This is a genomic window from Pseudomonas fortuita, assembly GCF_026898135.2.
Classification (GTDB): Bacteria; Pseudomonadota; Gammaproteobacteria; order Pseudomonadales; family Pseudomonadaceae; genus Aquipseudomonas; species Aquipseudomonas fortuita.
Genome location: NZ_CP114035.2, coordinates 2,430,797 through 2,454,955, shown reverse-complemented (window position 1 = coordinate 2,454,955; position 24,159 = coordinate 2,430,797). Strand labels below are relative to the sequence as shown.

The window sequence follows — 24,159 nt, the reverse complement described above, 5'->3', positions numbered from 1 at the left end:
AAATCCAGCAGGAGTGAACACCATGCCACGCGGTGACAAGGACAAATACACAGACCAACAGAAGCGCAAGGCCGAGCATATAGAGGAGAGTTACGAAGACAGGGGATTGTCGAAAGCAGAGGCCGAAGCCCGTGCCTGGGCCACCGTCAACAAACAGTCCGGAGGTGGCGACAAGAAGGGTGGCTCGGGGAGCCACACGGCTGCCAGCGAGAAGAAGACAGCCCGCTCCGACTCAGCCAAACGCGCGGCCAAGTCACGTCAGGGTCATTCGCGCAGTTCGGGTGTTTCTCTGGAAAGCCAGAGCAAGCAAAGCCTGATGAAGGAAGCGCGCAGCAAAGACATAAAGGGCCGCTCCACCATGACCAAGGCAGAGTTGGTAGAAGCGCTGCGCAAACAAGGTTGAGGGCTCGATGGCTGGCACCGGCTGCGCCGGTGCCATCATTAAAGCTATCCCGTCCCTTATCTGGGCTTCACCGAATCAGCCAATACCGACAATACCCGCTTCATCGCCTTCCTGGCTGCGGTTGCGGCACGCACACTCGAACTCGGCTTGGGCCCGTGTGACAAAGTTGAGGCTCAAGCGCATCTTTTCCTGGGTGTCGTAAAGGTCATAACCCTCTCCCAGGGCGGCGGGAAAGCCAAGACGCCGAGGGTAAACCTCTCGCTTTACTGGCACTGCGGGCACCACAACGAAGCGCGTCTGCATGATCGTCCCTCTTCGGCAGTGCTTAAGTATTAGTAGCCTTATGTCAAAGCATCAAGATGACTCATGCAATATTTTGGTTCATTTACCTATGCTCGCGGTAATGAGTGCGCAGAAACCCAACAGGCAGACAGCCCCGATGGCATCCACAGCGCATAAACACTCAAGGCATTGCTCATGGCTGACGCACCCCGGCAACGCCTCTGTTGACGAGATACAACAGCGGCCCCGCCGAAACGAACACAGCCGTCAGCAACAGGTAGGGCAGCAACGATATCCCCTTCCCGCCCCGCATACGGTTGTCCCTCACCATCCAGACGCAGGCCAGCCCCGCCATCAGATACAGGTCAATGACCACCTGAGCAGTGTCTGGCCGCGACAGCAGCGTTAGCCCGAACGCCAGCAGCGACTGCTCGGCAATCTGCATCGTCCAGCCGGTATACAGCGAAAACAGCACCAGCAACGCCAGCGCGCAGATACGCAAGCCCATCGTCCTTTCCTCTGTAGGGTTTGCCGGCAGAGTAGTGATAGGGTTGCCTGCGCTCAATGACCTGTGAGGTCATGGACGCTGCAATCAAGGACGATAAGGATCAAGGCATGAGTCATCATCTGTTCCATCGCAAAAGCCCTGCGCCGGATACTTCGGCAGGCCAGCATCTGCGTCACTTGCGCCAGCAGGCCGGGCTCAGCCAGCTGGCGCTTTCGCTATTGGCTGGCGTATCGCAGCGCCACCTGAGCTGCCTGGAAACCGGGCGCGCCAAGGCCAGCCCTGGCACCTTGCATGCCCTGCTTTCGGCCCTTGGCGCGCCACTGGAGCACTGCAACGAAGTGTTCATTGCCGCCGGGTACGCGCCCCGCTACGCGGCCTCGCCGCTCGACGCGCCTGAACTGGCATTGGTGCATGCCGCCATCGAACACATCCTGCAGGCGAACAACCCTGCACCTGCAATCGTCATCGACAGCAACTGGCAGGTCATCGCTGCCAATGCCAGTACCGGCCTGCTGTTGGCGATGGTGGGTGTTGCGGCGCAGGCGGCGCCTGGCCTTAACCTTCTGGATACACTGCTGCGCCCTGGCGGCCTGGGCGATCATCTGGCCAATGCGCAGGAAATTCGTGCCGTTGCCTGGCAACGTGCATCCAGGGAGGCAGTGGGCAACCCGACGCTGGCAGAACACTTGCGCAATCTTCCAACCCCGGCCAACCCAGAGCAGGCGGCAGGTATCGCGCCCGTGTTGCTGACCCGCGTGAGCACCCCCTATGGCGAGCTCAGGTTCCTGTCGACCTTCACCACCTTCGGCATGCCGCTGGATATCACCGTGGAATCACTGCGGATCGAGCACCTGATCCCCGCCGACCCACAAACCCGGCAGAGGATGCAGGCGGCGTTTGATCAATGGTCGGCGGTTACAGCGTGAACGACAGCGCCTGGCCAAGGAACCTGGCGCTAACCTGATGGCCTGTTTGATTCAGGTCGAACGGCTGGCACATGGCCCCCGTGGTCACCACATCACCTGCCTTCAATGTCTGGCCGCGTTCGGCAGCATGGGCATACAGGTGGGCCAGCGACACCAGCGGGTCGGTCGCAGCATCGCCAGACAAGCCGCGGGCGCGTAACTCGCCATCTACGTACACCTCGGTGGTCTCGGCCAGGTCTGCAAGCAAGGGTACGTTGATGCCTGCCCCAAGGCTGTTGCCCACGACCAACGCTTCAAAGCCCACGTTGTCCGCCACGAAGCTTGGCCAGCCGACGCGCTTGCGGTCGACGAAGCGTGAGCGCACCACCTCGAAAGTGACGCAGGTTGCGCGAATATCCTCGCTGGCCGGCAGGCGTCCCGCTTGCGGGGGGATATCGCGGTCAAGCACGAAGGCGATCTCGCATTCGATGGTCACAGGGGTCACGGCCGGCAGTTCGATGTGCACGCCATCCGCGTGGCAGCGCTTTGCTTCCAGTTGGCCAATCAGCGGCCGGGACAGGTTGGCCGCACGCATGCCTGCGGGGCTGCCGACACCCAGCTTCCACCCGGCACGCTGACCAGCGGCGGCGGCGAAGAACTGATCCTGGCTGTCATAGCCTTGTTTCAAGGTTTCGGGCCTGAGGCTGGCAGGCAGTTCCGTCAGCAATTCACCGCTGCGCCAGTGCTGCAGCAACAGGGCCGCGGTACGTTGGGGTACGAAAAGCGAACTGTTCATCAAGACCTCATGGAAATGGGCGATGCCGGGCAACCGATGCTAGGGCCTGGAATTGATAAGGATAAATATATTGTCATGATGCCTGGCATCACAAACCTTTATGAAACGACTTCTGGAAGCTGATGCGATCCTTGTGGGAGCGGCCTTGTGTCGCGATTGGGCCGCAACGCGGCCCCACCGGTCTCGACGGTCCTGCAAGGATCCTGGGGCCGCTCTTCGGCCCAATCGCGACACAAGGCCGCTCCCACAGGGATTGCACAGGCCTGACGATCACTGGTCAGCAGAAACCGGCTGCTTCAGCAGCAGCACATAAGCCATCGCTGCCACCGCCGCCACCGCAGCACTGATCAGGAACGCCGAGGCAAACGACCCGGTCTGCTGGATGCTGAACCCGGTCACGATCGGTGCCACCGAGCCTGCCAGGTAGCCACCAAAGTTCTGGATCGAGCCAAACGAGGCCACGCGCTGGCTATCGACCACAGTGTTGGCAATCATCCAGGCAGTCGAGCTGGCCATATTCACGCTGAACAGCGCGCAGCACAGCAGCGCCACGCTGAGCATGAAGCCGCTGCCGAACGACAGGGGAACGGTGAATGCCGCCGCCGCGAACAACGCCGTCACCACTACCCGCTTGCGGCTACCCAACACGCTGGCGCCGTTCTTCACCAGGCGGTCGCAGATGCGGCCCGCGACAATGGTGCCCAACGCGCCGAATACATAGGCCAGCGATACCACCCAGGCCGTCTGGTACAAGCTCAAGCCATGCTCACGTTCGAAGTAGCCCGGCAGCCAGGTAAGGTGCAGCCACAGCATGTAGATCACCCCCATGAAGCCCAGTACGGCGCCCCAGGTGCTCTTGTGGCGAAACAGCTCGGTCCAGGCCGCCAGTTGTGCCCGCAGGCTCGGCCTGGCGCTTGCCACCGGCTGTTTATGGGCCTGTGTCGCCAGCAGCCGCTCACGTTCCTCTGCAGGCAGCTCGGCCAGGTAACGCGCCTTGCTCTTGTAGAAGGCAAACCAGCAGGCGGCGACCAGGATGCCGAATACCCCGGTGACAATGAACATGCCGCGCCAGCCCCAGGTGATCATCAGCAGGGTCAGCAACGGTGGCGCCAGGCATGGCCCGATGCAGGTCGATGACAGCACGATGCCCGTCGGTGTGCCGCGCTTTTCGGCCTCGAACCACTCCGCCAGGGCTTTCGCGGCCGACGGGAACATCGGTGCTTCGCCAATCCCCAGCACCACCCTCAGGCCGATGAATGCGGAAAAACTGTTGATCAGGCCGGAGGCCGTCTGCGCCACTGACCAGCCCAGCAGTGCCGCCCCCAGCGAGATCTTGCTGCCCAGGCGGTCGATGATCATGCCCAGCGGCAGCTGCGAGAAGGCATACGCCAGGGAAAACGCTGACAGCAAAATGCCCATCTGCGACGGCGTGATGCCCATGTCGCGCTGGATAGACGTATTGGCGATCGACAGCGCACTGCGGTCGACGTAGTTGATGATGCCGATCACCAGCAACAGGCTGACGGTGATGACCTGGTACTTTTTGAACGGGTTCGGGCTGGCGACCGCTTCCCCCGAGGGGGCAAGCTCGGCTTGCGCATACTTGGTATTCATGGGCGTTCACTTTTGTTGTTATTGATTGAACAGCGGATTGGCGCCTTACATCGACGCTTCAAGCAACCCCTGGTAGTCCTCGGCAGACGCCTCACGCGGGTTGGTCCGATGGCTGTGATCGGCCAACGCGCCCTGGATTATGCGTGGGTACTGCTCTTCGCTGACACCCAGTTCGCGCAGGCCGGTCGGCAGGCCCAACGCGCGGGTCATGTCGCGGATGGCCTGTTCGATCTGGTTTTCGTCTGCCAGCCCCATCGCCTGGGCGATACGCGCCATCTTGTGCTCGTTCAGCATAGTTGCGGCCTTGCGGTTGAAGGTGATGACAGCAGGCAGGAAAATCGCGTTGAGGGTGCCATGGTGCAGGCGCGGGTTGATCCCGCCCAATGCATGGCTAAGGCTGTGCACGCAGCCCAGGCCCTTCTGGAAGGCCAGTGCACCTTGCAGCGAAGCGCTCATCATGTTGATACGGCCTTCGAGGTTCTGCGGGTCTCGGGTAGCGCTTTCGATAAAGCGCCAAGCGCGCCACAGGCCGTCCAGGGCGATGCCGTCTGCAGGTGGGTTGAATGCAGGCGCCATGAACGTTTCCAGGCAGTGAGCAATCGCATCCATCCCGGTGGCAGCGGTGAGTTGTGCAGGCAGGCCAAGGGTCAGCGCCGGGTCGCAGATGGCGGCCTTGGGCACCACATGGGGCGAAATCACGCCCACCTTGCGCCCGTCGTCGAGAATAAGGATGGCGCCCCGCCCTACCTCGCTGCCCGTCCCTGCCGTGGTTGGCACGGCAATCACCGGCGCGGTTGCCGGCGTGATTCGCGCCAGGCCACCCTCGATCACCGCAAAGTTTTTCAATGGCCCATCGTGCCTGGCACACACGGCCACACCTTTGGCCAGGTCGATCGCCGAGCCGCCGCCGATGGCGATGATGCCGTCACAGCCACACTCCTTGAACATGGCCACGGCTTCGCGCACCGCGGTCTCGTTGGGGTTGGGTGGGGTACCGTCATAGATCGGCAGTTGGGCAGCGCTGTCGGCAAAGGTGTTCAACGCCGTATCGACGATACCGGCAGCGCGCACGCCACGGTCGGTCACGATCAAAGGCTTGGTTATACCAATGCGCTCACATTCCGCAGGCAAAAGGGCAATGGCGCCGATATCGAACTGGATCTGGGTGATGTAGTTGATCAGGGACATAAGGCTCAGCAGGCTCCTGGCTTTGTTTTTCTGGGCGGTTTAGCCGCACTGGATGCGACACTGTGCAGCGCCAGTATAGGAATGCGCGCCTGGCCATGGTATTGAGAACAATCCATATCGGTATAACCAGGACGCATACCAGATGACCCCGTCACTCAATTCGATCATGTCCAGGCTGCACGCCCGTCACCTGCGCCTGCTCATCGAGCTGGACGAGCACCGCTCGCTGCTGGGTGCGGCTGGCAGCGTCGGGCTTACCCAGCCCGGTGCCAGCAAGGCGCTGCAGGAAATCGAAACCACCTTCGGCACGGTGCTGTTCAACCGCACCAACCGCGGGCTGGAGCCCACTGCCGCCGGGCACTGCGCCATCCGCTACGCGCGCGTGGTGCAAACCGATATTTCCAACCTGCGCCATGACCTGGATGCCATCCTGCGCGGTGTGGGCGGCCGGCTGGCGGTGGGCGCCATCATGGGCGCCGTGCCCTTGCTGATGCGGGCCGTATCACAGCTGGCCAGTATCCAGCCGCAGATGTCGTTCGAGATCATCGAAGACACCAGCCAGTCGCTGCTGGCACAGATCGAAAGCGGCCGGCTGGACATGGCCCTGTGCCGCACCAGTGTCAGCAACGCGCCGCAGCTGTTTGCCAGCACCTTTGTCCAGGATGAGACGCTGGCGGTCATCGCCAATGTCGACCACCCGCTCAAACACGCCCAAACCGTCAGCCTTGCCGAGTTGGCCGAAAGCCGCTGGATCGTATACCGGGCCAACATGCCGATGCGCGTGCAACTGGAGCGTGAATTCCACGACGCCGGGCTGCGCTTCCCGCTGCACCTGGTTGAAACCACCTCGATCCTGGCGACCTTGTCGCTGCTGCAGGACCGCCCCGACTTTGTGGCGTTGGTGTCGATTGACGTGGCCCGGCAATGCGCGATGAACCAGCAAGTACGCATGCTGCCCCTGACCATGGGCTCGGTCAGCGACCCTTACGAGTTGGTCACTCGCAAAGGCAGCCAAGCGACACCGGCCATGGACAAACTTAGCGAGCTGCTTTTGCAGGGCGGACAGCCCAGTAGCAGTTAGGCGTGTTGCAGAACGCGCCAGGCGAGCCTGAGCCAAAGCACGACTACACCGGCAGCTCGGTGGTCAGCTTGATCTTTTCCATCGGCACTTCGGTCTTGACGTTCTGCACCACGCTCAGGCTGGTCAGGTGCTTGATCTGGAAGCGTCGATAGGCTTCCAGGTCTGCCGCCACCACCCGCAACAGCAAGTCGCAATCGCCCGCCATCACATGGCACTCCACCACTTCGGGTAACTGGCGCACGGCTTCGACGAACGCGTCGGTGGTGTCCTGGTCCTGGCGCTTGAGCCACACCCGCACGAACAGGGTGAGGCCCAGCGCGACCTTGGCCGGGTCCTAGCGCTCCATTGGAATAATTTACCTCCACTGGAGGTGACCATGAATACCCTTGAACCTGTACTGAACGATCCCCCTGCCACCACGCCGCAAAGCGAACTGCGCCGTGGTGCCGTTGCCGCCCTGCCGGTGCTGCTGGGGTTCATCCCTTGTGCCCTGGTACTCGGCGCGCAGGCTTCCCAGCACCACCTGGCAGCAGGCGAAGTGGCTCTGATGACAGGCCTTAACTTCGGTGGCGGCTCGGAGTTTGCCGCTGTCGAGCTGTGGACCTCACCGCCGGCAATATGGGTGATTATCGCCATGACCCTGCTGGTCAACAGCCGCCACCTGCTGATGGGCGCAATCCTGGCGCCGTACATGCGCCACCTGCCGCTGCCAAAGGCATTGGGGGCGCTGTTCTTCATGTGTGACGAAAGCTGGGCCATGGGCCTGGCCGATGCGCGCCAGCGCGGCGGGTTCAGCCTGCGCTATTTCATGGGTGTGTCGCTGTGCCTGTGGGCCACCTGGGTCACGTTCACCAGCCTCGGGGCGCAGGTTGGGCCGCTGCTCGGCGACCTGCGCAGCTATGGCTTCGACATGGCCTTTGCCGCGGTCTTCCTGGTGCTGCTCAAGGGCATGTGGAAAAGCGTACACGCCGCCGTGCCCTGGCTGTTCAGCCTGCTCACCGCCGCACTGTTCTACCTGCTGATTCCCGGTGGCTGGTACGTGCTCGCGGGCACCGTGGCCGGCCTGGTCACTGCTTACCTATGGGCCAAACCATGATTGACCTTCCTACACTGGTCACCCTCGTGGGCATGGCCGTGGTCACCTACCTGACCCGTGCGCTGGGCTTTTTACTGCTGCGCAACCGCACCCTTGGGCCGCAACTGACGCAGGTGCTGAACGCCGCGCCCGGCTGCGTGCTGATTGCCGTAATCGCACCCAAGTTCGTTTCCGGGCACCCGGCCGACCTGATTGCGCTAGGGCTTACGGTGTACGCAGCAACGCGGTTTTCCCTCTTGCCGGTGGTGGTATTTACCATCGTGATGACGGGGGGGCTGCGCCTGTTGCTGCCGGCATGATCCGCTGCGGCATCTACGCTCCATTGACTCAAATCAAGCCCTCGCGCCGGGTTCGCGCGACGATGGCTGCAAGCAAGGAATGACTCAAGCACCGCCAGGCGCACAGTGCACAACCGTCGAACACTGCGCGCGGCCATGGACAAGGAGCTCCACATGAACCCGCTGAAACACATACTGGTAGCCACCGACCTCTCCCCCCATGCCCGCAACGCTGCAGAGCGCGCTGCCTACCTGAGCAACGCGCAACAGGCCTCACTGGACCTGCTCTACGTTGCCAACCCGGCCCCCTTCGAGCGCCTCAAGCAGTTGGTGGCGCCTGATGACGACCTGTTGAAGCGGGTACTGGACAGCGCCGGCGAAAAAACCCGCGCACTGGCAGCCCTGCTGTTCCAGCGCTACAACATTTCCGCGGGTGTGCAGGTCGCCAGCGGGTCGGTGATCACGGAAATCACCCGGGTGGTGCAGGACAAACACAGCGACCTGCTGGTATGCGGCGCCAAGGGCCAGAGCGTGGCGCGGCGCCTGCTGCTGGGTTCAACCGTGCAAAAAATGCTCAACCACATGCCCTGCCCTTTACTGGTGGTCAAGCCGGCCCCTCGTGATACCTATCGCACGGTGCTGGTGCCGGTCGATTTCTCTCCCGCTTCGCTGCGCGCCATCAAACTGGCCAGGGCCATTGCCCCACAGGCCGAAATCATTCTGCTCCATGTGTACGAAGCCCCGTTCGAAGGCAGCGTGCGTTTCGCCCATATCGACTACGACACCCTCACCCACTACCGCAATGTCATCCGCAAGGACGCACAGGCACAACTCGCTGCATTGAGTGAGGCCGCGGGCATTGCCGATGCACGGCAGATTCTGGAGCACGGTGACCCTGGCTGGCGCATTGCCGAGCAGGAACAGGCGCTGGAGTGCGACCTGATCGTCGTCGGCAAGCAGGGTGCGAGCGCGCTGGAGGAGCTGTTGGTTGGCAGCGTTACCAAGCATGTACTGAACGAATCGCAGTGTGATGTGCTGGTCACGCCCTAGCACGCAAGACCAGGCGGGCCGCCCCCCTCAGGGGGCTGCCCGGCCTGCGTGCAGCATCACCAGGTCCCGATGTACATCCGCCCCGCACTGGAACGTGGTTTCACCCACCACTGCAAAGCCGTTGCGCAAGTAGAAAGCAATAGCCCGGCTGTTGCTGTCATTGACCGTCAACCGCAGAGCCCCCACAACGCCCTGCAGCACATCAGCCATCAGCCGCTGGGCCACACCCGCCCCGTGGTATTCGGGCAGCACGTAGCATTTGCTGAGCTCGGCGATGCCATCGGCAGCCGGAATGCCCAGGGGCTCTGGGGCAAGGTTGACCAGGCTGTAGCCGACGACCGTACGGCGCATCAGGCCTACCGACAGGCGCATTTCCGGTTCCCGGTTCAAGCGTTCAAAGTCGGCTGGCATCAACGCGCCTTGGATGTAGGCGCTAATTTCCGTCGCAGGCGTATTCGCCGGGCAAGCCAGCGCAAAAGTGCGTGCCGCGACCTGGCTGATCGCATCACAATCCGCGGCCGTCGCCTGCCTGATCAAAAAATGCATGAGTTTGGCCCTGGTGTGTAAATGGCAGCCTTGCAACGGCTGAAGAAAAGCATAACACTCGCTATATACTTTTCTATACACCGATTCTCAAAAAGCCCAGATGAAACCGTGATGTACGCCCAACCCGACCTGCCACACACGACCAGCGAGGGTGCTGACGCCACTTTCGGCTCGGTCGACCACGCGCTGGGCAACCCCGGTATCCGGCGCAAGAATCACAAGCTTATTCTGCAGGCGGCCAGCGAAGCGTTTGCCGTCACCGGCTTCACCGCCACCCATTCGCACGAAATTGCCGAGCGCGCCGGGTTGCCCAAGGCCAATCTCTATTACTACTTCCAGACAAAAGAGAATTTGTACGTCCAGGTGCTGATGAGCTTCATCGAGCCGCTGGTCAGGGCCTCGGCAGCGTTGCGAAAAAGCGACGACCCGATAGTGGGCCTGCGGGCCTATGTCAAAGCCCGGATACGCATCATTCGAGAGCACCCGTTCAGCGCCGCCGTGTTCAGCCAGGAGTTGCTCTCAGGGGGCACGCGCCTGCCTGAGGTGTGCAAGAACATGCTGCAGGAGGAAGCCAGGCGCAACGTCGCCTGCCTGCGCAACTGGATCGAGGATGGCCGGTTGGCGCCCTGTGACCCCGAACACCTGATGATTTTCATCTGGTCGGCAACGCGTACCTATACCAATCTTGCCTGGCAAATGTCGCAGCTCAGAGGCGTGGCTATACCTGACAAGTTGGACTTTGATCGCGCCACCCGCACGGTCACCCAGATGGTGCTGGGCGGTGTCTTACCGGTGAAGCAAACGGCTGTGACACCGCCCTGAAACTGGCTTCGTGGCCCCACAACACAATAGTTTCCGCTCTAAACCAGGGGTTTCATCGATTACGCTGATGATGACTATCAAGCGGGCTGCCTGTCGGCCTGGCAAGGCCATCCCTATAATCGCCTGCAAATCCCTCCGCTCCTGCGCCTGCTACAGGCGCCATCCCTCATGGAACCGACCCCCATGCCAAGCAACCGCCAGGCCCCTCGCGGCCTTCCCGAACATAATCAGCAGAGCGTCACACAGCAATGGCTGGCAATCCTCTCGGTCGCCGTGGGTGCCTTCGCCCTGGTCACCAGCGAGTTCCTCCCGGTGGGGGTGCTCAACGATGTGGCCAGTGACCTCGGCATCAGTGCAGGCCTTGCCGGCCTGATGGTGACCTTGCCCGGTATCATGGCCGCGCTGGCCGCGCCGTTGATTTCCGTGGGGGTCGGCGCGCTGGACCGGCGCTACCTGCTGATCGGCCTGACGCTGATCATGATCATCGCCAACACCATCGTGGCCTACGCCGTCGACTTCAATTTGCTGTTGGTCGGCCGCGTGCTGCTGGGTGTCAGTATCGGTGGTTTCTGGGCAACCGCCATCGCCCTCAGCGGCCGCCTGGCGCCCGACGGCATGGGCGTGGCCAAGGCCAACTCGATCATCATGGCCGGCGTAACTCTGGCGACCGTAGTGGGCGTGCCCGTGGGCACCTGGCTGAGCGGCCTGATGGGCTGGCGCATGACGTTCCTGGTCACCGCACTGGTAGGCATACCTGTGCTGCTGGCGCAGGTATTCCTGCTGCCGCGGCTGCTGCCGGAAAAGGCCATTCGCATCAGCGACCTGCCGGCCTTGTTCATCAACCCACAAGCGCGGATCGGGCTGATTGCCGTGCTGCTGATCGGCCTGGCGCACTTTGCCGCGTACACCTATGTTGCCCCGTTCTTCAAACAGAATGCCGGCTTTGACGGGCCTACGATTGGATCGCTGTTGCTGCTGTATGGCGTCGCCGGGTTCATGGGTAACATTTTCGCGGGCTACGCTGCCAACCGCAGCGTGCGGCATACCCTGATGCTGGTTGCGCTGATGATTGCTGTCAGCACCGCCCTGTTCCCGCACTTCGCCACCGGCATGACGGGCGCTGCCATGCTGATCGCGCTGTGGGGCTTCGCTTTCGGTGCGTTCCCGGCCTGCGCCAACATCTGGATGTTCGTGGTGGCACCCAAGGATGTTGAACGTGGCATGCCGCTGTTCGTAGCCATGTTCCAGGTGATCATTGCGCTGGGCTCTTTCTTCGGCGGGCAGGTGGTCGACCATATGGGCACGGCGGTGCTGTTGAGCCTGGCTACCGCGTTGGTGGGCTGTGGTTTTGTCACCGTGCTGGTGCTGGGGCGCAACGTGAGCAATAACCTTGCTGCGCAGCCGGGCTGAGCAGCTCGGCACCGAGGCGCCGCAAGTACAGCGCCGGCTTCGGCCCACGCTGTACTTGTACCAGCGACTGTCTCGCAAAAAACGTGAAACCTAGCGCGGTCATTGTGGGCGCAACTGTCTTGCTCAACTTCTAAAAGCTGGCGCGATCCCTGTGGGAGCGGGCTTGCCCCGCGAACACGGGCGAAGCCCGTGCCATCCACGGCGGTGTCTTCTTCGCGGGTGAATCCGCTCCCACAGGACTGGTGGCAGGCAGGCTTATCCCACGCCAGGTTCATCCCGCTCGGGCCGCCGTGGTTGCCTGCCGCAAATCACCGGAACCTCCGCGCCGCGAGCCCTGGCCAGCAGTTCCTCTGTGTCATCGCCCCCGGGCAGGGCAAGCAACAGATCAGGGCGACTGTCGTTAAGCATGAACAGGTTGCGCAGGCGTTCGGCCTGCTTGCCGTGCAACTGCCAGTTCGGCGGGTAGCGCACCAGATCGGCACCGTGCTCACGTGCCCAGCTTTCGATCTCGCCGCCCAGGAACTGGCTGCCACCGTGGATCAACACCCGGATCGGCCGCTGGCGCTGAACGTCATCCAGGGCCTGGCGGCAGCGCCGGGTGTCGGCATAGTTGCGTCCCGCACAGATCAGTACTCGCATGCTCTGCTCTCCTCGCCTGGCTCAGAACCACTGCCCGAAGCGGCGGATGTAAAGGGTCTTCATCCCTTGCGCGACCACGCAGTAGCCCAGCAGGGTAGCAACCAGCCAAGGGAAGTATGCCCATGGCAGCGGCACCAGGCCCACCATCGCGCCCACCGGCGAGAACGGGATGTAGATACCCAATGCCATCACCAGCCCCGTTGCCAGCACCACCGGCAGCGCAGCGGTGCTTTGGAAGAACGGCACCTTGCGGGTGCGCAGCATGTGCACCACCAAGGTCTGTGACAGCAACCCTTCGATGAACCAGCCAGACTGGAACAGCGCCTGCATCTCGACGCTATTGGCGGCGAACACATACCACATCAGGGCAAAGGTGGTGATGTCGAAGATCGACGAAGTAGGGCCGATCCACAGCATGAAGCGGCCGATGTTGCGGGCGTCCCATTTGCGGGGCTTGCTGAGAAACTCCTTGTCCATGCGGTCCCACGGCAGCGACAGCTGGGAGAAGTCGTACATCAGGTTCTGCAGCAGCAGGTGGATTGCCAGCATCGGCAGGAACGGAATGAACGCACTGGCCACCAGGACCGAGAACACGTTGCCAAAGTTGGAACTGGCAGTCATGCACAGGTACTTCATGATGTTGCCGAAGGTTTCGCGGCCTTTGAGCACCCCCTCCTCCAGTACCATCAGGCTTTTTTCCAGCAAGATGATATCGGCCGACTCCTTGGCGATGTCGGTGCCGCTGTCCACCGAGATACCGACGTCGGCATCGCGCAGGGCGGCGGCGTCGTTGATACCGTCGCCGAGGAAACCGACCGTGTGACCATTGGCCTGCAGGGCCTTGAGCACGCGTGATTTCTGCAGCGGGGTGAGCTTGGCGAAGACAGTGCGTTCCTCGACCTGAAGCTTCAGGGTGGTGTCGTCCATGCGCTCGATGTCCTGGCCGAGCAGCGGCAGGCCTGGCTCCAGGCCCACCTCTCGGCAGACCTTACAGGTAACCACCGGGTTGTCGCCGGTCAGCACCTTCACCCGCACCCCCATGTCACGCAGGGCGGCAATGGCCGGGCCGGCAGTTTCCTTGGGTGGGTCGAGGAAGGTCAGGAAGCCCTGGATCACCAAGTCGCGCTCATCGTCGGTGTGGTACTGCGCCTTGCCTTCGGCCGACGGGATCTCGCGGGTGGCGACCACCAGCACGCGGAAGCCGTCCTGGTTGTAGGCATCGGCGCTGGCCAGAAGCTGCTGGCGGCGGAGCGGGTCCAGAGTAACGACACGGTCGCCCTCCTGCACATGGGTGGCGATGGCGAGCATTTCCTCGACCGCCCCCTTGCTTACCAGCAGGTGATCGCCAAGTGCATTTTTCACTACCACGGACAGGCGACGGCGGATGAAGTCGAACGGTAGTTCGTCTACCTTTGCGTAAGCGTAAGGCACCTGGAACTGGCTGTCCTGGCCAGCAAAATGCAGCACGGCCTGGTCCATCAGGTTGCGGATGCCGCTTTGGTGGTGGCTGTTGAGCCAGGCCAGTTCAAGGATATGCCGATCGCGCTGGCCATCGAAGCGCACGTGGTGTTCGAGGATGATCCGGTCCTGGGTGAGCGTGCCGGTCTTGTCTGTGCACAGTACGTCCATGGAGCCCAGGTTCTGGATGGCGTTCAGGCGCTTGACCACCACCTTGCGCCGGGCCATGGCCACAGCGCCCTTGGCCAGGTTGGCACTGACGATCATTGGCAGCATTTCAGGGGTCAGGCCCACTGCCACGGCAAGCGCGAAGAGGAAGGCATCCCCCCAGTCGCCCTTGACCACACCGTTGATCATGAACACCACCGGTACCATCACCAGCATGAAGCGGATCAGCAGGCTGCTGACGCTGTTCACGCCGCGATCGAAGGCGGTCTGGCTGCGGGAACCGGCGATGGCCTTGGCCAGCGAGCCGAAATAGGTACGTCGGCCGGTGGCGACCACCACAGCGCGCGCGCGGCCGCTGACGACGTTGGTGCCCATGAAGCAGATGTTTGGCAGCTCGAGCAGGTTGTCCGGGTTGGCGCCATGCCCGGTGGCGGACTTCTGGGCGACATTGCCCAAGGTGTCGTACTTCTCGACCGGCAGCGCTTCGCCAGTGAGCACCGCCTGGCTGATAAACAGGTCGCGCGATTCAAGCAGGCGGATATCGGCCGGGATCATGTCGCCTGCAGATAGCTGCACGATGTCGCCGGCCACCAGTTTGTCCATGGGCACTTCGCGCAGGCGCGGGGCCTGCCCGACCTGCTCGCGGCGTAGCACGGTTGCGGTAGTGCGCACCATTGCCTTGAGCGCGTCGGCGGCCTTGTTCGAGCGGTATTCCTGCCAGAAGCGCAGCAGGCTGCTAAGGCTGACCATGGTCATGATGATGATGACCTTGGTCAGGTCGGCGTCGTCCGTTTCGCCTGCGCTGACCGGCAGCCAGTAGTCGGTGACGAAGCTGATCCCGGCCAGAATCAGCAGTACATAGATGAACGGGTTATGCAGGGCCTTGAGCAATTGCACCAGGGCGTGGGGTTGCGGGTCGTGGGCAACCTGGTTGGCCCCATCGCGCTCCAGGCGCTTGGCAGCTTCGTGCTCGGTCAGGCCCTGCTCGCTGGCATCGAGGTTGGCGAGGGTAACGGCCAGGCCATTGCGCGCTTCACGGGCGGCGCGGGTAGACAGGCGAGTTTCGCGTTCGGCCTTGGCCGATGAGGTGTTGCGGTGTTTGACAGTCATGTTGCTGTGCTCCTGCCGCTGCGGCGGCACGACACACAGACGTTTCACTCAGCCAGTGAACGAAGGCATGTCGGGTCGCAGAAAAATGCTGGGTTTTTCCGACAGTTGTCTGTCCGCTGCCGAGGGTCGGAAGTTGTGTCGGCAGCGAACTTTCTACTCGCGCAGTCCATGGATTGATTCCTTTTCATAAACACGGGGCAATAGTTACCCGGCAAACTTTCAACTTAGTAAGTTCGGGAGGGAAGATACCGCTGAATATCTTTTATTCAGTGAGAAGTCTGGGGGCTCAAGCGGGCATGAAGACGCGCCAGCGGCCCGCATCTACTTGGGGGCTCCTGGCTGTCGTCAGGGTACCCGTGCAGGCGGCACGGCCGGGCACGGGCCAGCTGCGGCGCAAGGCCGGCGAACAGGCGGTGTGAAGCGAATGAAGTGAGGTTCATGAGCTTGCCTCCAACCGGCAGACACCGGTGGCGGCAAGTCACGACGGAGCATCAGGCTCTGGCGCGGCTTGCCCGACCAGGGTGTCGGGACCGGTGTTCCGGTTCAAGTGCCTGACCAGGCCATACGGCAGGGGTCAGGCAGCGACTAGATACTGTGTCCATTGAATTCTTCAGTGAATGGAAAAAAGGCCCTTTCTCGGGGCGATCGAACTTTATTCAAGGGTAGTATCGAAGTCAACCCGCAAGGGGAACTTTAAATAAGTTTCACCCACTTTTAATGTAACAACGATCAGGTGCGAGTTTTACGCCCGTCGCCCGGCTACCCTTACACCCTGAACCGCCCCACCAATGCCGTCATCTCCCCCACCAGCCCCGACAGCGCCTTGCTCGCCTCGCTGGTCTGCTGCGCTCCTGTCGCCGAGTTGATCGACAGCTCGCGAATGTTCAGCAGGTTGCGGTCCACTTCCCGCGCCACCTGAGCTTGCTCTTCGGCCGCACTGGCGATGACCAGGTTGCGCTCGTTGATTTCGCCAATCGCACTGTAGATACCTTCCAGCACCTGCCCCGAGGCCAAGGTCACGTCCAGTGTCGACTGGGCGCGGTTGGTGCTGGCCTGCATCGACGCCACCGCCGCCTCGGTGCCCGCCTGCACGCGGCCGATCATCTGTTCGATTTCCTGGGTCGATTGTTGGGTGCGGTAGGCCAGCGTGCGTACCTCATCTGCCACCACCGCAAAGCCGCGCCCGGCCTCACCGGCGCGGGCCGCCTCGATGGCAGCATTGAGTGCCAGCAGGTTGGTTTGCTCGGACACCGAGCGGATCACTTCCAGTACTTTGCCGATATCCCGGACCTGCCCCACCAATTGCTCCAGGTGCGCACTGCTGGTCTGGATCTCGCGGGTCATGGCCTCGGTGCCATCGATGTTGTCGCTGACTTGCTGGCGGCTTTGTGCGGCCAGCTGGTTGGACTCGCTGGTGGTTTGCGATGTAGTGATAGCGTTGCGCGCAACTTCCTCCACGGCCGTGGTCATTTCGGTCACAGCAGTAGCTGCCTGCTCCAGCTCCTGCCCCTGCTGACGCAGGTTGCTGGCGCTTTCCTCGGTAACCGCGTTCAACGCAGTGGCGGCTGCGTCCAGCTGCCGGGCACAGTGGTTGATCTGCCCCAGGGTGTCGCGCTGGCTCTGCTGCATACGCTGCAGTTCATGGAATAGCTGGCCGATCTCGTTGTTGCCCTGCCCTTGCACCGGCACGCTCAGGTCACCACCGGCAATGCGCTGGAAGTGCCGACCGGCTTCACGCAGCGGATGCAGCACTCGCTGGGCAATGAAGGCCCAGCACAGTGCAGCCAGCAGCAAGGTCACCCCTAGCAGCCCCAGGCTCAGCATTTGTGCACGCGCCAGACGACGGTCTGACTCCAGCATGATCTGCTGGCCACGTTCGCTCAGTACGCCAACCAGCTGCTGGCGTAGCGCTTGCAGTCGGCCCATGGCATTGCCGGCATCGATGTTGACCTTGAAGTACTGCTCCAGCGAACGCTGGCGGGTCGCTTCGCGCTGCCCGGCTACCGCCTTGGCATATTCGGCAAAGGTAGCCTGCAGCTCGGTTGCCAGCGTGCGAAGGGCTGGCTCGCGGACATTTTCAACGAACTCGTCGACCAGCTTCTGGCTCTTGTCGTTCAGCTCGACTGACAGCGCCATGCGCTTGCCTGCACTCTCGTCATGGCCGCCCAACTGCTCGATGAAGCCCGAGGACACATTGGCGCTGGAACGGATTGCCATCAACAACGCATTGTTCAACCGGTCCGACTGGTGTGCGGTCTGGTCCAGTTCGGTGATCTGCTGACCGCTGCCCACTGCTGCCCGCCAGGCACTGACGGTGGAAAACAGCAGGGTCAGGCTGAACAACGACAGCACCCAGAACATTCCGGTACGTATCTTGAGGTTGGCAAGCATGCGGGCAGTACTCCTTATTGGCACCACTTCTGGTCGAAATTCGACGGTGGGTGTGCTGCTATCGGAGGTACCGGCGCAGGCTTGAGGCGCAGGAAGCAGGTTATGGGCGATAACCGAACAGATGTTGCCGGGCGCAGGCTGCGCCGCGGCCAACCTCAGCGATCGAGGAAATTGACTACCGTCTGCGCGAAGGCCTGCGGTTGGTCCAGCATGACGAAGTGGAAGCTGCCATCGATACGTTTGAAGCTGATGTTTCGCGTCCCGGCATAGGCGTTTGCGAAGGTTGCATCGACGCTGGTAGCGGGTATGCCATACAAGGGGTCATAGGCATAGACGACCTGCACCGGCGCCTGGATATCGCCAAGCTCCGGGCGCAGGTCGGTGGTCATCAGTTCATAGGTAGCGTCGGCTACCGCCTTGCGGTCCGAGCGCAGCGCGGCCTCTACCAATGCGGGCCTGGCCGCAGCGGTCTTGGCCAGCCGGTCAATGGCCGCACGCTGCATGGCTTCGGCCTGCGCTGCCGGGGCCAGCAGCATCCCATCACGGAATGTGGCAGCCTGGGGTGCAGCCGTTTCGGCAGTGGCCGTGGGGTCCATCAACAACGTGTAAAACGGCAGCGCATCGACAACCATCAGCCGCCCGACCTGCTCCGGGTGGCGTGCGCCAAGCATCAGCGCCACCTCACCGCCCAGCGAATGGCCAATGATGGCCGGCGCCTCAAGGCGCTGGCTACGGATATAGTCGGCAACCGCCTCGGCCACAGGAGCGGCCACGCGCCCGTCCACAGCGGGCACGGCAGGCGAACCGGCAAAGCCTGCAACCTGCACAAGGTGCAGGCGATGCTGCTGGCGCAGTGTGCTGGCGAGCCCCGCCCAAACCTCACGGGAAGAGGCCAGCCCGGGGATCAGGATGACGTCCGGCCCGGTGCCCTCGACCTTTACCGAAATACGTTCGCCCGCTACAGGCACTGGCTGGCTTGGCGCAGCCAATGCCGAGCCCAGCGACAAGCTGGTCCCGATTGCTGCAAGCAGGGTGCGTATGCGCATGGTCGCCATTCCTTTGACTTCAACGGAGAAAAGCCCGCCACTATAAAGCGCACGGCAACCCATGGGAAAACTATCATTTGCAACCCGCTGCGCTGCACCGTTAAAGTCGTGGCCTGGGCGCCGGCTGCGCCTGCGGTCCGCGCAAAGGGGTTGCCCGAGCCATGCTTCACTCCATTTCCATACCAGCTCCCGGCTTGTCGGCGGACCGAGCCCCAAAGGAGTTGGCATGCCCGCCATCAATGCTTCCCGCCACCACGGCTTGCTCGACCTGCCCGCCTTGCGCAAACGCGCCAAGCGCTTGCTGACCGAACTGAAAACCCACCAAGCCGACGACACCCGCGAGCAATTGCGCACGCTTGGCCTGCCCGGCCCCGACTACCGGCTTGCCGATACCCAATGGCTGGTGGCCCGCGAGGCCGGTTTTGCCAGCTGGCCCAAGCTCAAGGCCCATGCCGATGCCGTGGCTTTTGCAGCACGCCACCCCGGTTTTTCTGCCGATGACGAGGCTAACGTGCAGCACTGGCGCTGCGGCAACGACATCGCCCACAGCTTGCGCACCGCCGGGTTTGCCGGCGCTTTCCAGATGTTCGACGACCCCATGGTGATGGGGCCTGTACCGGCACTGCCTGATGAGCAGTACTGGCAGGTTCGCAGCGCCTACGTTCAACAAGCGTTCCGGCTGAGCCCCCAAGACCTTGAACAGCGCCAGGCAGCACAACGTAGCGCATTGGCAGGGCTTAACCGCGACAGCGAAATTGTGCTGTGGTGCGAGGCTGACGCTTACGACCAGCTGTTCCTGATTCGCGTACTCGCCAGCCTGCCTGGCCTGCCGCGTCGGCTGGAGCTGATCGAAATTGACCAGGTGCCCGGCATCGAGCGCTTTATCGGCATTGGGCAACTGGCCCCCGACCTGCTGGCTTGGTTGTGGCCGCAACGTCGCGCGCTGGGTGAGGATGCACTCGCCCTGGCCCGCGAGGCATGGGCGGCCTACACCGCACCCAATCCAAAAGGCTGGGCGAGCCTCGCTGGCCACGCACACCCGGCCTTGCCGTTGCTGGGCGGGGCATTGGCGCGCCAGCTGCAGGAGCTACCGGGGGCACATGACGGTTTGAGCCTTACCGAACGCCTGCTGCTGCGCGTGCTGGCTTCACGCGGCGCGCTACCGGCCGGCCGCGTGTTTGGCCAGTTGATGATGCAGGATGACCCGCTGCCTTACCTCGGTGACCAGATGTTCCATGTGCTGCTGCAGCCGTTGATCCACGCGCCACACCCGCTGCTGGTTGAAGGCCCGGGAGAAGCTTGGGCGCAGCGACTGCTGCGGCTGACGCCGCTTGCCGAGCAAGTGCTTGCAGGCAAGGCCCACTGGCTGGATCACAACCCTGCGCAGCGCTGGGTTGGCGGGGTGCTGGTGGATGCGGCTGACAGGCCTTGGGTAGTGACCGAACAAGGCGAGGTGTGGCAACGCCGATAACCTGCTCAACCGCAGGGCCGCTGTGCGGCCCATCGCCGGCAAGCCAGCTCCCACCTGGACCGCATTGACCTCAGGTCTTGCAGGAATGCTGTGGGGGCTGGCTTGCCGGCGATGAGGCCAGTCCAGGCGGCACCAGACAATTGAATCCCCGTGGTCGTGACATCACCTTTCTGCTGCCTGCGCCAGGCGCTGGGTGGCCTGCCGGAGCTCATCGACATCCAGCGAAGCAAAACCCAGGCGCAAGGCATTCTCGGCATGACCAAACGGCGAGAACTGGCGACCGCTGCGTACCACCAGGTCCAGCTCCAGTGCCTTGTCGACCAACTGATCCACATTGATCGTGTCGGCAAACCGCACCCACAGCGCCAGCCCACCTTCCGGCTCCTGCACGGTAATCTGCTCGCCAAACGCATCGTGCAGGCAAGCCAACAGGGTCTGCCGACGCCGACGGTACTCGCGGTTGACCCGGCGCAAGTGCTTCTTCAGCTCGCCATCATTGATCAAGTCCGCCAGCATCCGCTGCATCACCGCATCGCCCTGCCCCAGGGTCAGCGTCGCCCTGCGCTCCAGCACTGCCGTTACCTCCACCGGTGCGACGATATAACTGCAACGGAACGTGCTGCCCAAGGGCTTGGACAGTGTGCCGATGTAAATCACATGCCGCTGCTGCCGGTCGCTGGCCAAAGGCAGATAGGGCCGCCCGGAAAAGTGGTACTCGTAATCGTAGTCTTCCTCGACCACGCAGAAATCGTGCAGCCGCGCCAGCTCCAGCAACTGCTGCCGGCGCCCGGCTGGCAAGCTGACCGTGGTCGGAAACTGGTGATGGGGCGTCAAATACATCATCCGCACCTTGTGCTGCCGGCACAGGGCATCGATCTGGTCCACCCGGCAACCCTCATGGTCCAGGTCCACGGTCACCAGTCGGGCCCCCAGCTGGCGGAAAATCTCCCACGCCGGCGGATAACTCAGGCGCTCGACCAGCACCGCATCCCCCGGCTTGAGCAACACGCTGGCCAACAGTGATAGTGACATCTGCACACCCTGGGTCAGGCAGATATGCTCGGCGCCAACGTTCAGGCTGCGGTTGTGCCTGAGCATGTCAGCCAAGGCGGCGCGCAGGTAGAGGCTGCTGCAATCACTGCCGTGGCGCACGCTGTTGCTGGCAAAGCTGTTGCGCAGGGCATTGCGGTAATAGCGATGCAGAACAGCCTGGGGCAGCAGGCGATGGTCACAGGCACCGTTGTCGAAGAACAAGGCCTCTGGCCGCCCCTGCTGCGCTGCCGCCCGTTCGTTTGCCTCGAAATAGGCAACGGCGGGCTCTTCTGGCAGCGCCAAGGCGAAGGAGCGCGAGGCGGCGGGCGCCGTGATTGTGCCAGTCGCCAGCTGCTGGCTGACGAAGGTACCCCGGCGCTGCACGCTCTGCAGCCAGCCTTTGGTTTCGGCTTCCTCATAGGCAAGGATCACCGTTTTGCGGTTGACGTTCAGCAGTTGCGCCATCTCCCGCGTGCCCGGCAACGGCGTGCCAGGGCGCAGGCGGCCCTCGCTGATCGCGGCCACCAGGCCTTCGACGATCTGCCGGTATGAAGCCTGCGCGCCATCGAGCCTGAGCAGTGGCTGCCATTTGCGAAGCTGGACCATGTGAATTATCCAAAACTGGAGGTTCTGCTGGTCCTGGACTATAGCAACAATCGAACCTTCAATTGCCCCGAGGTGTTCATGCAAAACCGCCACGTCATCGAATTGTCGCCCTCGGGCAAAACCTTCGAAACCCGCCAGGAACTGCTGCTCGACGCCATGCTCGCCAGCGGCCTGCCGGTACCGTTCTCCTGTCGCCGCGGCGCCTGCGGGTCCTGCAAGGTCAAAGTCGTGTCGGGGCGGTATCAGGACAAGCAGCGAGATGCGGACACCCCCGCGCCCTCCTACCCCCTGGCCGCCGATGAGATGCTGCTGTGCCAGAGCCACGCCTGCAGCGACATGCGCCTGGAGATCCCCGGCTGGTCGCTGGACGCCCCGTCGCTGGCGTTTCACGCACAGGTTCACAGCAAGCGCGAACTCAGTGCAGATATCGTCGAACTGGTGCTGCAACCGGCTCAACCACTGGAAGTGCGGGCCGGCCAATACGTGAGGTTTCGGCTCGACAACGGTGACAGCCGCTGCTTCTCCATCGCCAACCTGCCCGCTCAGGATCAGGGGCAACTGGTGTTTCACATCCGTAAGGTCAGCGGCGGCGTGTTCACCGAAGGCCTGCTGCCCACCCTGCAAGCAGGCGCTGTACTGGAGCTTGAGGGGCCGGTGGGCGCCTGTACCTGGCAGCATGAAGACCAACGCCCGCTGGTGCTGTTCGCCACCGGCACAGGTTACGCCGGCATCAAGCCATTACTGCTGACGGCCATGGCCCACGCTGCCGAGGTCACGCTGTACTGGGGTGGTTCATCGACGGCGGACTTCTATGACCGCGCGTTTCTCGAACAGGCCAGCCTTGAATACCCCCACTTTCGCTGGCACCCGGTGCTCTCGGCTGAGGCACGCGTGCAGCAGGTGGCGCTGGGCCAGGCGCATCGGTGGGCCGACACCCAGGTCTACGCGTGCGGTAATGCCACGATGATCAGCCAGGCCCGCGAGCAATGCCTCGCCGCAGGCGTGCCACCCCACCGTTTTGTCGCGGAGGCCTTTGTCGCCAGCGGCGCACTGGCGCCCCAGCTTTCAACCGCCAACACACTGCACCCAGAGCTGGAAAAGGTCGGCCCGCGTTACTCACTGGATGGCATGCTCGCTGCCCGCGAGCAGTCAGTACGGGCCGTGGCCGCGATCGCCAGCCAATTGCACGTCGGCATGACCACCGACCAGGCACTGGAGATGGCGGCGCAAACACTGCAGGCAATGGGCGCGTCCCACACCTGGCACCCCACCTACATCCGCTTTGGCGACGACACCGTACGTACACCGCGCCAAGGCATCGACCCGGATCGTGTATTACGTACTACGGACATTGTCGTGGTCGATGTCGGCCCGGTTTGGGATGGCTACGAAGGCGACTATGGCGACACCTTCGTGTTTGGCCACCACGAGCTGCACCACGCCTGCGTCAAGGCACTGCACGCGGTGTTCGACGAAACCCGCCTGGCGTGGGGCCGTGGGTTGACCGGACGCGAGCTCTATGACTTCGCCGAACGCAGTGCCCAGGCCAAGGGCTGGCAGCTGGAACGCAACCTGGCCGGGCATCGCGTCGCCGACTTCCCGCACGTACTGTATGGCCAGGACAAGCTGGCCGAGGTGGAAATCGTCCCGAGCGAAGTGGTGTGGGTACTGGAAATACAGTTGTGCCACCCCACCGAACCGATCGGGGCGTTTTTCGAAGACATCCTGATTACGTTTACAGACATGGACGAGCAATATGCAAATACGCAACCTCACCCCCGATGACCTCCCCCACGTCAGCGCCTTGTGCCTGGACGCCTTCACGCAGGCGGTCGCACCCTCGCTGTCTGCGCAGGGTGTCGAAACCTTCACCAGGGTGGCAGCGCCACAAGCCTTTGCCGAGCGCATGCAAGGTGACAACCTGATGCTCGCCTGTGTCGCGCAGGGCGCTATCGCGGGGCTGATCGAGCTCAAGGAAGGCCGCCACGTTGCGATGCTGTTCATTGCTCCGGGCTGGCAACGCCAGGGCATCGGCACGCGCCTGATGAATGCAGCGCTGGAACATGCCCGGGTTGACGTGGTGACGGTCAAGGCGTCGTTGTCTTCGGTGCCGGCCTACCAACGCTACGGTTTCACCCTGGCAGGCGAAGTGGGCGAGTTTGCGGGGCTGGTCTACCAGCCAATGGAAAAGCGCCTGCCGACAGTGTAGGCGCGCCCGTGTGGCGCAGGGGTGCCTGGCTTTCAGCTGATGCGGGCATT

Annotated in this window: 23 protein-coding genes; 11 read left to right on the top strand and 12 right to left on the bottom strand. The window is 62.7% G+C overall.

Translation table 11 applies throughout. The features are described 5' to 3' along the window. Positions 1-22: 22 nt before the first annotated feature. Positions 23-403 (top strand): hypothetical protein, encoded by a 381-nt coding sequence (locus tag OZ911_RS11165; protein ID WP_016486163.1) that lies wholly within the window; start codon positions 23-25, stop codon positions 401-403. Positions 404-478: 75 nt separating this feature from the next. Here OZ911_RS11165 and OZ911_RS11160 read toward each other — a convergent pair whose 3' ends face one another. Together OZ911_RS11160 and OZ911_RS11155 are read right to left on the bottom strand one after the other, a co-directional pair. Then, a complete protein-coding gene (locus OZ911_RS11160; RefSeq protein ID WP_016486162.1) occupies positions 479-706 on the bottom strand; it encodes a hypothetical protein in 228 nt (75 codons plus the stop codon). A gap of 172 nt (positions 707-878) precedes the next feature. Then, the gene (locus OZ911_RS11155) at positions 879-1,193 is read right to left on the bottom strand and encodes a DUF2834 domain-containing protein (RefSeq protein ID WP_016486161.1); all 315 of its coding nucleotides are present in this window, start codon (positions 1,191-1,193) and stop codon (positions 879-881) included. A 107-nt stretch (positions 1,194-1,300) separates the two neighbouring features. On the opposite strand from OZ911_RS11155, the gene OZ911_RS11150 reads away from it, so the two are divergent. Continuing rightward, positions 1,301-2,119, top strand: a complete 819-nt coding sequence (locus tag OZ911_RS11150) for a helix-turn-helix domain-containing protein (RefSeq protein ID WP_024717800.1) — start codon at positions 1,301-1,303, stop codon at positions 2,117-2,119. Here the strand turns inward: OZ911_RS11150 and OZ911_RS11145 are convergent. The 3 genes from OZ911_RS11145 to gbd form a co-directional block, all read right to left on the bottom strand. Further along, positions 2,109-2,894 carry a 2-keto-4-pentenoate hydratase gene (locus tag OZ911_RS11145; RefSeq protein WP_016486159.1) on the bottom strand — a complete coding sequence of 262 codons (786 nt, stop codon included), beginning with the start codon at positions 2,892-2,894 and terminating at the stop codon, positions 2,109-2,111. The two genes, OZ911_RS11150 and OZ911_RS11145, sit on opposite strands and share 11 nt — an antisense overlap. Before the next feature lie 270 nt (positions 2,895-3,164). Continuing rightward, positions 3,165-4,508, bottom strand: a complete 1,344-nt coding sequence (locus OZ911_RS11140) for an MFS transporter (protein WP_016486158.1) — start codon at positions 4,506-4,508, stop codon at positions 3,165-3,167. A gap of 45 nt (positions 4,509-4,553) precedes the next feature. Beyond that, positions 4,554-5,696 carry a 4-hydroxybutyrate dehydrogenase gene (gene gbd / locus OZ911_RS11135; RefSeq protein WP_070086347.1) on the bottom strand — a complete coding sequence of 381 codons (1,143 nt, stop codon included), beginning with the start codon at positions 5,694-5,696 and terminating at the stop codon, positions 4,554-4,556. A gap of 142 nt (positions 5,697-5,838) precedes the next feature. Between gbd and OZ911_RS11130 the strand changes: the two genes are divergently transcribed. Next, positions 5,839-6,777: a LysR family transcriptional regulator gene (locus OZ911_RS11130; protein ID WP_070086348.1), complete on the top strand. Its 939-nt coding sequence runs from the start codon at positions 5,839-5,841 to the stop codon at positions 6,775-6,777. Between the two features lie 43 nt (positions 6,778-6,820). On the opposite strand, the gene OZ911_RS11125 is transcribed toward OZ911_RS11130, so the two are convergent. Next, positions 6,821-7,075: an Lrp/AsnC ligand binding domain-containing protein gene (locus OZ911_RS11125; RefSeq protein ID WP_024717801.1), complete on the bottom strand. Its 255-nt coding sequence runs from the start codon at positions 7,073-7,075 to the stop codon at positions 6,821-6,823. Between the two features lie 78 nt (positions 7,076-7,153). On the opposite strand from OZ911_RS11125, the gene OZ911_RS11120 reads away from it, so the two are divergent. From OZ911_RS11120 to OZ911_RS11110, 3 genes are all read left to right on the top strand, one after another. After that, on the top strand, positions 7,154-7,873 hold the full coding sequence (locus OZ911_RS11120) for an AzlC family ABC transporter permease (RefSeq protein WP_016486154.1): 720 nt from the start codon (positions 7,154-7,156) through the stop codon (positions 7,871-7,873). After that, on the top strand, positions 7,870-8,172 hold the full coding sequence (locus OZ911_RS11115; RefSeq protein WP_024717802.1) for a branched-chain amino acid transport AzlD family protein: 303 nt from the start codon (positions 7,870-7,872) through the stop codon (positions 8,170-8,172). The genes OZ911_RS11120 and OZ911_RS11115 overlap by 4 nt, the downstream gene beginning before the upstream one ends. A gap of 153 nt (positions 8,173-8,325) precedes the next feature. Continuing rightward, entirely contained in the window at positions 8,326-9,201 is an 876-nt protein-coding gene (locus OZ911_RS11110) for a universal stress protein (RefSeq protein WP_016486152.1), read from the top strand. 27 nt (positions 9,202-9,228) lie between these two features. Here OZ911_RS11110 and OZ911_RS11105 read toward each other — a convergent pair whose 3' ends face one another. Then, positions 9,229-9,612 carry a GNAT family N-acetyltransferase gene (locus OZ911_RS11105; RefSeq protein WP_231995325.1) on the bottom strand — a complete coding sequence of 128 codons (384 nt, stop codon included), beginning with the start codon at positions 9,610-9,612 and terminating at the stop codon, positions 9,229-9,231. A 246-nt stretch (positions 9,613-9,858) separates the two neighbouring features. Between OZ911_RS11105 and OZ911_RS11100 the strand changes: the two genes are divergently transcribed. Both OZ911_RS11100 and OZ911_RS11095 read left to right on the top strand, forming a co-directional pair. After that, on the top strand, positions 9,859-10,569 hold the full coding sequence (locus OZ911_RS11100; protein ID WP_016486150.1) for a TetR/AcrR family transcriptional regulator: 711 nt from the start codon (positions 9,859-9,861) through the stop codon (positions 10,567-10,569). A 183-nt stretch (positions 10,570-10,752) separates the two neighbouring features. Further along, on the top strand, positions 10,753-11,979 hold the full coding sequence (locus tag OZ911_RS11095) for an MFS transporter (protein WP_031311573.1): 1,227 nt from the start codon (positions 10,753-10,755) through the stop codon (positions 11,977-11,979). Positions 11,980-12,234: 255 nt separating this feature from the next. Here the strand turns inward: OZ911_RS11095 and OZ911_RS11090 are convergent, their stop codons facing one another. The 4 genes from OZ911_RS11090 to OZ911_RS11075 form a co-directional block, all read right to left on the bottom strand. Beyond that, on the bottom strand, positions 12,235-12,618 hold the full coding sequence (locus OZ911_RS11090; protein ID WP_016486148.1) for a DUF2493 domain-containing protein: 384 nt from the start codon (positions 12,616-12,618) through the stop codon (positions 12,235-12,237). A gap of 21 nt (positions 12,619-12,639) precedes the next feature. Continuing rightward, positions 12,640-15,354: a magnesium-translocating P-type ATPase gene (gene mgtA / locus OZ911_RS11085; RefSeq protein ID WP_016486147.1), complete on the bottom strand. Its 2,715-nt coding sequence runs from the start codon at positions 15,352-15,354 to the stop codon at positions 12,640-12,642. A 765-nt stretch (positions 15,355-16,119) separates the two neighbouring features. After that, positions 16,120-17,745: a methyl-accepting chemotaxis protein PcaY gene (gene pcaY / locus OZ911_RS11080; RefSeq protein ID WP_016486146.1), complete on the bottom strand. Its 1,626-nt coding sequence runs from the start codon at positions 17,743-17,745 to the stop codon at positions 16,120-16,122. 155 nt (positions 17,746-17,900) lie between these two features. Further along, the gene (locus OZ911_RS11075; protein WP_016486145.1) at positions 17,901-18,791 is read right to left on the bottom strand and encodes an alpha/beta fold hydrolase; all 891 of its coding nucleotides are present in this window, start codon (positions 18,789-18,791) and stop codon (positions 17,901-17,903) included. Positions 18,792-19,017: 226 nt separating this feature from the next. Between OZ911_RS11075 and OZ911_RS11070 the strand changes: the two genes are divergently transcribed. Beyond that, entirely contained in the window at positions 19,018-20,262 is a 1,245-nt protein-coding gene (locus OZ911_RS11070; RefSeq protein WP_016486144.1) for a DUF1835 domain-containing protein, read from the top strand. A 162-nt stretch (positions 20,263-20,424) separates the two neighbouring features. Here OZ911_RS11070 and pdxR read toward each other — a convergent pair whose 3' ends face one another. Next, the gene (gene pdxR, locus OZ911_RS11065; protein WP_016486143.1) at positions 20,425-21,900 is read right to left on the bottom strand and encodes a MocR-like pyridoxine biosynthesis transcription factor PdxR; all 1,476 of its coding nucleotides are present in this window, start codon (positions 21,898-21,900) and stop codon (positions 20,425-20,427) included. On the opposite strand from pdxR, the gene OZ911_RS11060 reads away from it, so the two are divergent. Further along, positions 21,901-23,685 (top strand): NAD(P)H dependent flavin oxidoreductase family protein, encoded by a 1,785-nt coding sequence (locus OZ911_RS11060; protein WP_023046929.1) that lies wholly within the window; start codon positions 21,901-21,903, stop codon positions 23,683-23,685. Then, the gene (locus OZ911_RS11055; protein WP_016486141.1) at positions 23,657-24,109 is read left to right on the top strand and encodes a GNAT family N-acetyltransferase; all 453 of its coding nucleotides are present in this window, start codon (positions 23,657-23,659) and stop codon (positions 24,107-24,109) included. Before OZ911_RS11060 ends, OZ911_RS11055 begins: the two co-directional genes overlap by 29 nt. The last annotated feature ends 50 nt before the right edge of the window (positions 24,110-24,159 follow it).